The following is an 11915-nucleotide window of genomic DNA, read 5'->3' as shown; positions in this document are numbered from 1 at the left end:
CACCCGCCTACCGCCACGCCGCCCGACGCATCACCGCCGCCCTCGCCGACCGGTACGCCCACCACCCCGCCCTGGCGCTGTGGCACGTGCACAACGAGTACGGCACCACCTGCCACTGCCCCCACACCGAGGCGGCCTTCCGCAGGTGGCTCGCCGACCGGCACGGTGACCTCGACACCCTCAACGACGCCTGGGCCACCAGCTTCTGGAGCCAGCACTACACCGACTGGACGCAGATCGGCACCCCCCGCGCCACCCAGTACCTGCACAACCCCGGCCACCTGCTGGACTTCCGCCGATTCTGGTCCGACACCCTGCTGGCCGCGTACACCGAGCAGCGTGACCTGCTCCGCACCGCCAACCCGGACGTACCCGTCACCACCAACTACGTCCTCGGTGACTGGGTCCCCGTCGACCACGGCCGGTGGTCCCGGGAGGTCGACCTGGTCGCCGTGGACCACTACCCGTCCGCCGTCGACCGGGACGCCGAGACGCAGGCCGCCCTCGCCGCCGACACCGCCCGGGGCTGGTCCCGGCACGGCACCGACGGGCGCACCGGCGACTGGCTGCTGATGGAGACCGCCCCGAACCTGATCTACACCGACGGACGGATGCACACCAAGGAACCCGGACGGATGCTGCGCCAGAGCGTCGCCCACGTCGCCCGGGGCTCCCGGGGTGCGCTGTTCTTCCAGTGGCGGGCGCCGCGCGGCGGGGCAGAACGGTTCCACTCCGCACTTGTCGGACACGCCGGGGCCGACAGCCGGGTGTACCGGGAGGCGGTGCGACTCGGCCACGTCCTCGACCGGCTCGCCGAGGTCCGCGCCCCGGTCGCCGCCACCGTCGCGGTCACCGCCGACGCCGCCAGCGGATGGGCACTACGCCACCCCGGGATGCCCTCCACCCGGCTGGACCACCACGGGGAGGTCGCCGCCGCCCACGGTGCCCTGTGGCGCGCCGGGATCACCTGCGACGTCGTCGCCGCCGGTGACCGCCTCGACGGGTACCGGCTACTCGTGGTCCCCGCCCTCTACCTGGTCGACGACCGGGTGGCGGCGTGGGTCCGCGACCACGTCCACGGCGGCGGGTACGCGGTGGTCACGTACCTCAGTGGGGTCGCCGACGAGCACGCCCGGGTCCGGCTCGGCGGCTACCCGGGGGCGCTTCGTGACGTCCTCGGCATCCGGGTCGAGGAGTTCCACCCCCTCGCCGTCGACGAACGGATCCCGCTCACCGACGGGAGCACCGGCACCGTCTGGTCGGAGACCGTGCACCTGACCGGGGCGACGGCGGTCACCGCGTACGCCACCGGGGTGCTCCAGGGGTGCCCGGCGGTGACCCGGCACCGCTACGGCGCGGGGGTGGCCTGGTACGTCTCCACCCGCCTCGACGACGACACCTACCAGCGGCTGCTGACCGGGGCCGCCCACACCGCCGGGGTCACCCCGGTCTGCCCGGGCACCCCGCACGGCGTCGAGGCGGTACGCCGCAGCGGCCCCGAGGGCAGCTGGCTGTTCCTGCTCAACCACACCGACCGGCCGCAGACCGTGCCGGCGGCCGGGACGGACCTGCTCACCGGGGTCACCGCCACCGACTCCGTCGACCTGCCCGCCGGTGGTGTCGCGGTGCTCCGCGAACCGGCCACCCCACAGTGACCGGTCGGGGTGGCCCCGACGGCGGTGGGGCGTGGCCTACCGCGCCCGTGCGGCGCGGTGGTCGTCGAGCATCTCCTCGATCAGGTCGGCGGCCCGGGCGGTCCCGCCCTCGGCGCGTACCTCGGTGCGCAGGTCCGCGCAGCGGCGGGCGACGCCCGCGTCGGTGACCAGGTCGAGCAGCGCCGAGCGCAGGACGTCGGCGGTGGCGTCGGCGGTGTCGACGCGTCGCGCCACACCCAGTTCGACGAGCCGGTCGGCGTTCATGAACTGGTCGACGGCCTGCGGAACGGCGATCATCGGTACGCCGGTGAACAGCCCCTCGCTGCTGCCGCCCATCCCGGCGTGGGTGACGAAGGCGTCGGCCTGCTCCAGGATCGCCAACTGCGGCACCCACTGGTGCACCTCGACGTTGGCGGGGATCTCGCCGAGGTCGCGCGGGTCGGTGCGGCGGCCGATCTGCAGCACCACGTGCCAGCCGGGCAGGTCACCGAAGGCGGCCAGGCACCTGCGGTAGAACTCCGGCTGCCGGGTGAACGCCGACCCGAGGGAGATCAGCAGGACCCGTTCGGCGGTGGCGGGCCGGGTCCACGTCTCGGCGCGGCGTTCCGGCGCGAAGCAGGGGCCGACGAACGTCACCGCGTCGGTGTCGACGCGTTCGGCGTGCGGCTGCATCGCGGCGGGGATCAGGGCGAGGGCCCGGGCCGGGCGGGCGGAGTACGCCTCGAAGTCGGTGGTGGTGGCCCCGCACTCGGCCAGCCACCTGGTGAACACGGCCCGGTAGTCGTCGCCGCCGGGTAGCCGCCACAGCGGGGCCGACACCTCCTGCTCGTAGCCCTCCCACGCCACGAAGGTGGGGGAGAGCTGGAGGACGGGTCGCCCCTGTGACTCGGCGAGGGCCCGGGCGGTGAAGGTGCCGATGTCGAACAGGTACAGGTCGGCGGGGTCCTTGTCGTAGGTGGCCCGCAGCTGGGGGAGGGCCTGGATGGAGTCGTCGAGGAAGAACCGCATCGAGGCGATCGGGTCGTCGGGCCAGTCGTGGTCTGCGGTCGGCAGGGTGCTGGTGTAGGGGACGAGTTCGGCGCCGGTGGGGGCGATCAGGTCGGCCGCGGCCGGGTCGTTGCCGTAGGTGACCCGGTGGCCGCGGGCCACCAGTTCGCGGATGACTTCGACACTGGGCAGGACGTGGCTGACCGCGGGAATGCCGATCATGGCGATGTGGGCGCTGCGACGGGGCATGGAACGTCACTTCCGGTTCGGGGATCGGATCTGCCGGGCCCGCCGTGGCCGGGGGCGTCGGCGCGGGACGGTCCCGTACCGCCGCGAGCGGAGGCGGCGGTACGGACCATCAGTCGCAGATCCGAGGGTTTTTCACGTCGGCAGAGCCTAGCCGTTCCCTGGACACCGCGCCTGCGGACGTCGTGGCGCACCCTCACCGCAGGTAGGGCACGACACCCCTTCCCTCAACTGTGCCCAATTATTGGATTACCGATAATGACAATGCAATAAATAAGACCCACAAAACGGGCATACCGTCAACGCATCATAATGACTGTTCTTGTGCATAAGCATTCGGAATGGTGTCCGGGGGTTCCCCCGGACACCATTCGCCCGGTGCCGCCGGGCCTGGGAGGAGGAGGCCGGCGTGAGTTGGGCGATGACCCGCGACGGCGGTGAGGTGCTGGGGCGCATTGCGCTCAACGGCATGAATCTCGACGACGGGGTCGCCGGGTGCTCCTACTGGGTACTCCCGGCCGCCCGCGGAGCAGGCGTGGCTCCCCGCGCACTGACGGCATTGAGCACCTGGGCGCTCGGCGAGGCCGGCTTCCATCGTCTGCACCTGGACCACTCGACCCGCAACCACAACTCCTGCCGGGTCGCACTCAAAGCAGGCTTCCGCCTGGAGGGGACCAAACGTAGTGACGCCGTCCACTCCGACGGCCGACACGACATGCACCACCTGCATGCCCGTATCCGCGGAGATGAGGGATCTCTCCCAGATCGGCAGGGACTTTTACAGCCCGTGCCCACACCTTGTTCCACCGTCTAGCGCGCCCCACCGGCAGGGCCGGCTCGACCGGTCAGAACCCGGTGTGACCGGTCCGGGTTTGGTGGACCACCTCGGCCTGGCGTTCCCGCCAGCGTCGTTGGGCGTCCCGGTTGCAGGCCCGGCAGGTACGCCGGTACCGCCCGGTGCTCTCGTCGACCTCGCGCTGGTGTCCATTGCGACAGGTGGGGTGTTGGATCCGGCTGCGGCAGTTCTCGGCGTGGGTGACCTGGCGCAGGTGGGTGGGCTCGATGCAGTCCTTGCGGTTGCAGAGGTGGTCGACTTCCAGCCCGGGGTCGTAGTCGCCCACGAAGACCGCGTAGGCGGCGATGTGCGCCCAGGCCCGGCCGGCGACCTTCTGGTAGATGCCACGTTGGGTGCCGTATCCCCGCACGATCAGGCAGCCGTCGTCCTGTCGGACCGACCGGTCCAGGAGGTGGGCGCGGAGGCTGTCCGGAGTGAACTTGCGTGACAGACCGTTCACCTTCGACAGCATGGCGTCACTGTAATGGGGTGGCCCCGGGAGCGGGGTCCCGGGGCCGTCGAAGGGGGTGCGGTCAGCGGGTCAGTGTCTGACCGGAGGTCGTCCGGGACTGGCCGGCCCCGGCGGCGGTCGACGCCACGGGCTGGTAGCGCTCGCCGGTGGGTTCGAGGGAGGAGGTGTGCGGGCTACGCGACCGTGCGGCCTCCACCCCGGGGGGCGTCCTCGTTCCGTTGGCCTGGGGGGCCTGCTGCTCCCGGTTCCAGAACTGTGCCATCGCCTCCAACGAGTATCCGGTCTGGGTGAAGGCTCCTGTAGGGGTGCAGGCCGGGTCGGCGGGGCGGTCGACCGGAATCGTGTCGGCGCCTCTGCGATCGCCGTTCGGGTGGTCGCCGGCGGCGGGCGGGAAGGTGGGACCCGGCATGTCGATCTTCCTTTCGGTGGGTGACCTCCACCCTCCACCGTGGAGATCAACGAATTGTGAATCGACGATGACCCACGGTTCGGTGCGGCGCGGATCACGTGCGGCGACATGCGAGACGCCGTCTCCCTTGACGCGTACCGGCTGGTCAACTAGGGTGAGGCGATCACCGATGACCGCAGGAGAAGCCATGATCCGAGTACCGCAAGGTCCTGGATTGCTGGTGCGCGGTTACGAGGAGCCGCTGCGGGTACACCCGCCGCGTGAGGGCATGCGCCCCGGGACCGCAGCCGGGGACCCGCAGACCCCGTTCTGATCGAGGGGTGCCGTCAGTACCCGTGCGCGGGCGACGGCGACCGTCCTGTCGTGAACACCTGGTGGCCGACCACGTCCGCCCCGGGACCGACCCGACCCACTCGTCAGTACCGACACCTCGGAGCGCATCACCATGACCACTGCAATCGACCTCACCCCCATCTCCGGCCCGTCCGCCTGGCGCGGCGACGAGCTGAGCACCTCCACCGAGTGGATCTACGAGCTCAGTGACGCGGAGCGGACCGAGCTGGAGACGCTCGGTCGCCGGTTCGTCGCCGACGACCCCGACCTGCGGACCGTGACCGCTGCCGACTACCCGTTGGACGCCTGTGTCGGGCTCAACGAGGAGTGCGCCCGCCAGATGGACGCCGGGCGCGGCTTCATCCTGGTCCGCGGCCTGCGGACCGAGGAGTACGGCGACACCCTCGCGGGTGCGATCTTCTACCTGATGGGGCTGCACCTGGGCGTGCCCATGGGGCAGAACCAGATGGGTGACGTGCTCGACCACGTCATCGCCACCTCGAACAAGACCCTCGACGACCCGTCGGCCCTGCCGTCGCGGGTCCGGGACCGGCTGCCGTTCCACTCCGACAGCTCCGACGTGGTGGCGCTGATGTGCCTGCGCGCGGCCAAGGACGGTGGGGCGAGCAGCCTGGTCAGCGGCACCACGATCTACAACGAGATCCTGCGTCGTCGTCCGGACCTCGCGCCGCTGCTGTTCGAGCCGTGGCACTGGGACTGGTACAAGCAGGACCACGACGCCCCGGCCAAGACGTACACCTCGCCGATCTGCAGCTACGTCGACGGCATCTTCAGCACCTACGCCGGCACCTCGATGATCTTCTCGGCGCAGGACTACCCGGAGGTGCCCCGACTCACCGAGGCGCAGATCGAGCTGCTGCACCTCTACGACGAGGTGTCCCAGGCCCCCGGCCTGGCCCTGGACATGAACTTCCAGCCGGGTGACGTGCAGTGGCTGCTCAACTACGCCGCCCTGCACTCGCGGACCGGGTACGTCGACTTCCCGGAGCCGGAGCGTCGTCGGCACCTGTTGCGGCTGTGGCTCAAGCGGGACGTGGGTCGGCCCCTGGTGGACGGGTTCGGCAAGAACGTGGTGACCGACCGCAGCGCCGAGGTCACGGTGTCGGGTGGCCGGTTCCGGATCGCCGACGCCGCCGAGCCCAACTTCGAGTGGGGCAACTGACCTCACGCGATGTCGTCTACGGGCGGCTCGGCAGCGCCCCACCGTCGTGGCGCTGCCGAGCCGCCCGTAGCGCCGTCAGTAGGTGAACGTCCAGAGGAACCACATGTTGTTGGCGCTGGCGCGCTGTTCGCAGTACCACCAGTCCCAGAGGTCGTTCTGGACTCCCTCGGCGCCGTAGGAGCGGCAGAAGTCGCCGCTGTGGTAGACGCCGCGCAGTGTTCCGCCCGGTGGGTCGGCCAGCGCGGGCGTCGCGCCGGCGATCAGCGGGGTCAGCACCATGGTCAGGGCCACTGCCAGCGCGGCGGTTCTCGGTCTGCGCATCGGATCTCCCCTGCTCTCGTCACCGTCGACCACCCGGTCGACACATCGATGATTGTGCATCGGATGATGATGCGGGGGCAGCGGGCCGTACGGGTGGTCCGTCGTCCTGCTCTCGGCCGACGAGCGGGTGGACGACCGAATCCGGTGGACGAAAGAATCCGGGGCCGCGCTGTGACAGCGCGGCCCCGGATTCGTCGAGGGGTTACAGGTCCAGGACCAGCCGTTGCGACGTGCACCGGCCGACGCAGATCATCATGCTGCGTCCGGCGGTCTTCTCCTCCTCGGTGAGCAGCGAGTCGCGGTGCTCGGGGGTGCCGGCGAGGACCCGGGTCTCACAGGCCCCGCAGTAACCCTTCTCGCAGTCGTAGGTCAGACCGGGCAGCGCATCGCGCAGCACCTCGATCAGCCGTCGGTCCCGGGGGACCTGCAGGGTCGTGCCGGTGCGGGCCAGGTGCACCTCGAAGGCCGTGTTGGCCGCCGGGTCGAAGGGCACCTCCAGGTCGTCGCCGGCGGTGAAGCGTTCCACGTGCAGTTGACCGGCGCGGTCGGCGGCGGCGCTGGCCCGCTCGACCGCCTCGATCATCACGCCCGGTCCGCAGCAGTAGACGGCGGTGTCCGGGCCGGTGGCACCGATCAGGGCGGCCAGGTCCGGGAGCCCGGCCTCGTCCTGTGGTAGCAGGGTGGCCCGGTCACCGGCGAGGGCGAGGACCTCGTCGGCGAAGGCCATCGATGAGCGGGTGCGTCCGCCGTACACCACCCGGTAGGGCACCTGTCGACGGGTGGCCTCCCGGACCATGGCCAGGATCGGGGTGACGCCGATGCCCCCGGCGAGGAACAGGTACTCGGGGGCGTCGACGAGCGGGAAGTGGTTGCGGGGGCCGCGCACGGTCAGGGTGGCGCCGGTGCGGGCCACCTCGTGCAGTTCGACGGAGCCGCCCCGGCCGGCGGGCTCCCGGAGCACCCCGATGCGGTAGCGGCCGTCGTCGTCGGGGTCGCCGCACAGGGAGTACTGCCGGATGCGGCCCGACGGGAGGCGTACCTCCAGGTGGGCGCCGGGCGTCCAGGAGGGCAACCGGTCGCCGGTCGCGGCGGCGAGGCGGACCTCGACGACGTCGGCGGTGGCCGGGGTGACCGTCTCGACGACCAGGTCGAGGTCACCGGCGGGACCGGCGGCGGGTGCGGTGGGGGCGGCACCGTCGGCGCGGGGGCCGGGGGTGAACACGGCGGGGATGGCGTCCCAGCCGGTCTGGTTGCCGTGGGTGGGGTAACCGACGAGGCCTTCCTCGACGACCCGGTAGTCGGGCAGCCGGGTGAGGATCTGCGTGATCATCTCGCGGAACATCAACCGCGCCAGGTGGGCTCCGGCGCAGCGGTGGCTGCCGATGCCGAAGCTGAGGTGGCGGGCGGCGTCGCGGTCGAGCCGGACCTGCTCGGGGTCGGGGAAGACCGCCGGGTCGTGGTTGGCGGCGACCCAGGGGATGAGGACGCGTTCCCCGGCGGTCACCGGGCAGCCGCCGACCTCGGCGTCGGCCCGCGCGGTACGGGCCATCGACTGTGACGGGGCGAAGACCCGCAGGAACTCCTCGGTGGCGTTGTGCAGCAGGTCGGGGGAGTCGATCAGCCGTTGCCGCTGGTCGGGGTTGCGGCTGAGGTGGACCAGGGTGGAGCCGGTCAGGGAGGTGGTGGTGTCGACCCCACCGGCGATGAGCAGTCCGATCACGGAGACGAGTTCGTCGACGTCGAACAGCTCGCCGTCCTCGCGGCGCTGGGTGGCCAGGTAGCTGACCGCGTCGGTGGTCGGCTGTTCGCGGCGTTCCCGGATCAGGTCGCGGATGCGCGAGTCCATGTACGCCAGGCCTTCGGCGCCCCGGCGGGCCCGCTCGCTGCCGGGCAGGGCGGCGAAGATGTCGTGGATCGGTCCGGCGAGCTTGGCCCAGTCGGCCTCGGGGAAGCCGAGCCAGTCGAGGGTGACCGCGGCGGGCAGCGGGTTGGTCAGGTCGCGGACGAAGTCCACCGATCCGGCGGTGACGAAGTCGTCGATCACCCGGGTGGTGTGCCGGGCGATCATCGGGGCGAGGGTGGCTACCGCCTCCGGGGTGAGCAGCGGGTTGATCAGGTCCCGGAAGCCTGTGGAGGCGGGCGGGTCGAGTTCGATCGGGTACTGCTCCAGGCCGGGTCCGCGGGGGATGACGATCGCGGTGCCGTCGCCGCCGGCGGTGCTTCGGGCGGAGGAGAAGGTGTCGTCGTCGCGGGCCACCCGTACCACGTCGGCGTAGCGGGTGGTGTAGACGAACCCGCCGTGGGCGTCGGTGCGTCCGACGGGGCAGCTCTGCCGGTACTGCTGGTAGTAGCCGACGGGGTCGGCGTTGCACTCGGCGGAGTGGTGGTCGAAGCCGTCGGCGACGGGTGCGATGACGTGGTTGTCGGTCATGGGGCGAACTCCACAGCTGCTGGACGCCGCGCGGTGTTTCCCAGCCGCGCCTCTGGGGTGCTCGTACCGAGCGTAATCTCGCTCATATTGCGAGACAATGTTTCGTCTTGAGACAGGGGTTGGTCAGAAGGTGAGGACGGCCTTGCCCACCGCGCCGGCCCGGACCGCTGCCACCGCCTCGTTGATCTGCTCGAACGGGAAGTGGGTGAGCAGCCTGTCGACCGGGAACCGGCCGGCGGCGTGCAGGTCGATCAGGCGGGGCAGGAACACCTGGGGCAGGCTGTCGCCGCCGATGATGCCGGTGACGGTGCGCCCGTTGAGGATGCTGCGCCAGTCGAAGCTCATCTGCTCGCTGGGGCCGACCCCCACCACTGCGGCGCGACCCAGGGGGCCGAGGGACTCCACTGCGGTACGCAGCACGTCCTCGCGGCCGGTGGTGTCGATGGCGAAGTCGAAGCCGTACGGGGCGATGGCGCGCAGCAGGTCGCGGGGGTCCTCGGTGGCCGAGTGCACCCCGTGGGTGGCGCCGAGCAGGCGGGCGGTGTCGAGCTTGTCGGCGTTGACGTCGACGGCGGCGATGGTGGCGCAGCCGCCCACCCTGGCGGCCATGATCGCCGCGACGCCGACCGCGCCGGCGCCGAAGACCACCAGTGAGGAGCCGACCGGTGGGCGCAGCACGTTGAGCACCGCCCCCGCCCCGGTGCCGAAGCCGCACCCGAAGGGGGCGACGACCCGCAGGTCGGCCTGCTTGTCGATGGGGACCACGGCGCGGGCCGGGGCGACCACGTGGCTGGCGAAGGAGGACTGGCCGAGGAAGTGGCCGTTGACGGTCTCGCCGTCGCGCGACAGTGCGGAGGTGCCGTCGGGGCGTCGGCCGCTGAAGTTGACGGCGTCGAAGCGGTGGCAGTACGCCGGGTGCCCGCCCAGACAGGTGGGGCAGCTGCCGCAGGAGGCGAAGCTCATCGTCACGTGGTCGCCGACGGCGACACCGGTGACCCGGTCGCCGACCTGTTCGACGACGCCGCTGCCCTCGTGGCCGAGGACGGCGGGGGTGTCGAAGAAGGTGGCGAACTCCAGGTCCGTCCCGCAGATCCCGACGCTGTCCACTCGGACCAGCACCTCGTCCGGACCGGGGTCGGCGAGGTCGATCTCCTGAAGGGTGAACGGCCCTTTCGCTTGGTCCAGCACCGCTGCCGTGATCCGCACAGACCCTCCCCGGGTAGTTACAAAGCGAGATCGCATCTTGACATGCGAAACAGGGAGGGTCAAGGATGCCACCATGGCTGACCTGGACATTCCCGCTGCCCGCCAGCTGATCGACGGCGCCTGGGTGGCTGCCGTCGACGGGGAAGAACTGCCCGTACTCGACCCGGCGACCCGTGAGAGCATCCAGGCGGTGCCGCGCAGCACGGCGGTCGACGTCGACCGTGCCGTGGCCGCCGCCCGCCGGGCCGCGCCCGCCTGGGCGGCGACCAACCCCAGCGAACGCGGGGCCATCCTGCGTCGCTGGGCCGACCTGATCGCCGCCAACGTCGAGACCCTCGCCGAGTACGAGGCCCGCGACGTCGGCAAACCCCGCTCCGGCGGCCGGCTCAACATGTACATCACGCACGGCATCATCGACTACTTCGCCGGGGCTGCGGACAAGCTCACCGGCGTCACCCTGCCCACCCGTACGCCTGACTACTTCGGCTACACCAGGCCGGAGCCGTACGGGGTGTGCGCGGTGGTCCTGCCGTGGAACGTGCCCGCCGTCCTGACCGCCGCCAACGTGGCCCCCGCCCTGGCGGCCGGCAACACCGTGGTGCTCAAGCCCTCCGAGGTGGCCCCGCTGTCGCCGTTCGCCCTGGCCGAACTGGCCTCCCGGGCCGGGCTGCCGCCGGGCGTGCTCAACGTCGTCACCGGGCTCGGCCCCGAGGCGGGTACCGCCCTGACCGGGCACCCCGACGTCGACCACATCAGCTTCGTCGGGTCCACCGGCACCGGTCGGGCGGTCATGCGGGCCGCCGCCGAGAACCTCGTACCGGTGAAGCTGGAGTTGGGCGGGAAGTCGCCCAACGTCGTCTTCGCCGACGCCGACCTGGACACCGCGATCCCGGCGATCGTCGCCTCGATCACCGAGAACGCCGGGCAGAACTGCTACGCCGGGTCCCGGCTGCTGGTCGAGGAGTCGATCCGGGCCGAGGTGGTGGAGCGGGTGGCCGCCGGGATGGCCGCGATCCGTACCGGCTCCTGGGACCAGGACCTGGACATGGGTCCCCTGATCAGCCAGGCCCAGTACGAGCGGGTCCGGGGTTTCCTCGCCGAGGCCCCCGGCTACGGGGCCCGGTTGGTCACCGGCGGGGACCCGGCCACCGAGCAGCTCGGTCCGGGGTGGTTCGTCGCGCCGACCGTCTTCGACCAGGTCGAGTCGGGCATGCGGCTGGTCCGGGAGGAGGTCTTCGGTCCCGTCCTGGCCGTCCAGGGCTTCACCGGGGTCACCGAGGCGGTGACGTTGATGAACGAGACCGACTTCGGGCTGTTGTCCTGCATCTGGACCACCGACGTGTCCCGGGCCCTGCGGGTGGCCGGACAGGCGCGCAGCGGTCAGGTGACCGTCAACCAGTTCCACGACGCCGGGGTCATCGGTTTCCCGTTCAACATGCAGAAGGAGAGCGGCTTCAGCCGGGGTGGCGGGTACGCGGCACTGCGTGAGTACACCCAGGAGAAGGCGGTCTCGGTGCGCCTGATCGACCGACCGTCGGCATGACCCGTCCGGGCGGGCCGGCGTCGTCGCGGTCGCGGTTGACCGTCGCGGCCCGGCCGGCCCCGGCCGAGGTGGCCCAGCGGCTGACCGACCTCGCCTTCGGCGGGGCCGGTTGGCCCGAGCTGCTGGGGGTGCTCGCCGACCACGCCGCGACGGCCTGCCGGCTGGTCTCACCCACCGGTGACCTGCTGGCCACCAGCGACGCCGCCGGTCAGGGTCAGGGCGTCGACGCCGACGACCTGCACCGGGCGCTGACCGCCGAGGCGGGCCCGGCGCGGATCCGCTGCGCCGACGGGT

The 11915-nt window shown here is 71.6% G+C and carries 11 protein-coding genes; 5 read left to right on the top strand and 6 right to left on the bottom strand.

All coding sequences use genetic code 11. From position 1 onward, the window contains the following. The coding region (locus ABT336_RS24670; protein ID WP_350899533.1) for a beta-galactosidase at window positions 1-1655 on the top strand (1655 nt) is incomplete at its 5' end. A 36-nt stretch (window positions 1656-1691) separates the two neighbouring features. On the opposite strand, the gene ABT336_RS24665 is transcribed toward ABT336_RS24670, so the two are convergent. After that, window positions 1692-2891, bottom strand: coding sequence for a macrolide family glycosyltransferase (locus ABT336_RS24665; RefSeq protein ID WP_350899531.1), 1200 nt, complete (start codon window positions 2889-2891; stop codon window positions 1692-1694). A gap of 319 nt (window positions 2892-3210) precedes the next feature. Between ABT336_RS24665 and ABT336_RS24660 the strand changes: the two genes are divergently transcribed. Continuing rightward, window positions 3211-3702: a GNAT family N-acetyltransferase gene (locus ABT336_RS24660; RefSeq protein WP_350899529.1), complete on the top strand. Its 492-nt coding sequence runs from the start codon at window positions 3211-3213 to the stop codon at window positions 3700-3702. 31 nt (window positions 3703-3733) lie between these two features. On the opposite strand, the gene ABT336_RS24655 is transcribed toward ABT336_RS24660, so the two are convergent. Together ABT336_RS24655 and ABT336_RS24650 are read right to left on the bottom strand one after the other, a co-directional pair. Continuing rightward, window positions 3734-4195 (bottom strand): HNH endonuclease, encoded by a 462-nt coding sequence (locus ABT336_RS24655; protein WP_350899528.1) that lies wholly within the window; start codon window positions 4193-4195, stop codon window positions 3734-3736. Between the two features lie 61 nt (window positions 4196-4256). Further along, window positions 4257-4604 (bottom strand): hypothetical protein, encoded by a 348-nt coding sequence (locus ABT336_RS24650; RefSeq protein ID WP_350899526.1) that lies wholly within the window; start codon window positions 4602-4604, stop codon window positions 4257-4259. Window positions 4605-5049: 445 nt separating this feature from the next. Between ABT336_RS24650 and ABT336_RS24645 the strand changes: the two genes are divergently transcribed. Then, window positions 5050-6120: a TauD/TfdA family dioxygenase gene (locus tag ABT336_RS24645; RefSeq protein WP_350899524.1), complete on the top strand. Its 1071-nt coding sequence runs from the start codon at window positions 5050-5052 to the stop codon at window positions 6118-6120. A gap of 75 nt (window positions 6121-6195) precedes the next feature. On the opposite strand, the gene ABT336_RS24640 is transcribed toward ABT336_RS24645, so the two are convergent. The 3 genes from ABT336_RS24640 to ABT336_RS24630 all read right to left on the bottom strand — a co-directional run bounded on the left by ABT336_RS24640 (window position 6196) and on the right by ABT336_RS24630 (window position 10078). Continuing rightward, the gene (locus tag ABT336_RS24640; protein WP_350899522.1) at window positions 6196-6441 is read right to left on the bottom strand and encodes a hypothetical protein; all 246 of its coding nucleotides are present in this window, start codon (window positions 6439-6441) and stop codon (window positions 6196-6198) included. Between the two features lie 202 nt (window positions 6442-6643). Beyond that, window positions 6644-8872 (bottom strand): cytochrome P450/oxidoreductase, encoded by a 2229-nt coding sequence (locus ABT336_RS24635; RefSeq protein ID WP_350899520.1) that lies wholly within the window; start codon window positions 8870-8872, stop codon window positions 6644-6646. A 123-nt stretch (window positions 8873-8995) separates the two neighbouring features. After that, entirely contained in the window at window positions 8996-10078 is a 1083-nt protein-coding gene (locus ABT336_RS24630) for an NAD(P)-dependent alcohol dehydrogenase (RefSeq protein WP_350899518.1), read from the bottom strand. Window positions 10079-10151: 73 nt separating this feature from the next. On the opposite strand from ABT336_RS24630, the gene ABT336_RS24625 reads away from it, so the two are divergent. Together ABT336_RS24625 and ABT336_RS24620 are read left to right on the top strand one after the other, a co-directional pair. After that, window positions 10152-11621: an aldehyde dehydrogenase family protein gene (locus tag ABT336_RS24625; protein ID WP_350899516.1), complete on the top strand. Its 1470-nt coding sequence runs from the start codon at window positions 10152-10154 to the stop codon at window positions 11619-11621. Next, a partial coding sequence (locus ABT336_RS24620; RefSeq protein ID WP_350899514.1) for a hypothetical protein occupies window positions 11618-11915 on the top strand: 298 nt, incomplete at its 3' end. The genes ABT336_RS24625 and ABT336_RS24620, both read left to right, overlap by 4 nt.

This window comes from Micromonospora sp. NPDC000207, assembly GCF_040300925.1.
Taxonomy (GTDB): domain Bacteria; phylum Actinomycetota; class Actinomycetes; order Mycobacteriales; family Micromonosporaceae; genus Micromonospora.
This window is presented reverse-complemented; position numbering and strand designations above follow the sequence as displayed.